This window comes from Alcanivorax sp. HI0083 (assembly GCF_001635175.1).
Genome location: NZ_LWFX01001550.1, coordinates 1 through 794 on the forward strand (window position 1 = coordinate 1; position 794 = coordinate 794).

Consider the following 794-nt stretch of genomic DNA (forward strand, 5'->3'; position numbering starts at 1 on the left):
AAAAGACAGCACCGAACCGATGCCCAGCACCCAGGCACCCAGCCCCACCACGGTAGCGGCCACCCCCCGGGACAGACCGCGCTCCACCAGCCACGCCACCACCGGCTCCCCCAAACTGATGGACGAGCTCCAGGCCGCAGAGACGACCAGAATGAAGAACAGGGAACCGAACAACATGCCGCCCGGCATCTGACCAAACGCCAGCGGCAGCGTTACGAACATCATGCCCGGCCCCTGGCCTACCTGCAGATCATTGGAGAAGATCAGCGGGAACATGGCCACACCGGAACCCAGCGCCACCAGCGTATCCAGCAGCGCAATAATGATCACCGTGGACATGATCGACACCGGCTTGGGCTTGCCCCCCTTCTTGCCGGCGGCCTCCCGGGGCATATACGCCCCATAGGCCATGATCGCGCCCATGCCCAGGCTCAGAGTAAAGAAGGCCTGCCCCACGGCAGTAATCACCACCTTGCCATTGAGCTTGGAGAAATCCGGCTCAAACAGGAACAAAAGCCCCTCCTTGAAACCCGGCGTGGTGGCGGCATAGCCCACCAGCACCAGCAGCAGCACGAACAGCAGCGGCATGAGGATCTCAACAGCCTTCTCCAGCCCCCCTTTCACACCACGGCCCACCACCACCATGGTCAGCACCATAAACAGGGTGTGGCAGCCCATCATCAACCAGGGATCTGCCAGCAACGCATCAAACCGTGCTCCGGATTGCGCCGCCGTAATCCCCTGAAAACCACCGGCCACCGCCTCCCAGGCATAATAAAGAGCCCAGCTGGCGA

The 794-nt window shown here is 62.1% G+C and carries 1 pseudogene; it reads right to left on the reverse strand.

Annotation, left to right across the window (positions count from 1 at the left end):
- Window positions 1–794: pseudogene (locus A3754_RS23235) on the reverse strand (sodium-dependent transporter); the annotation flags it as partial.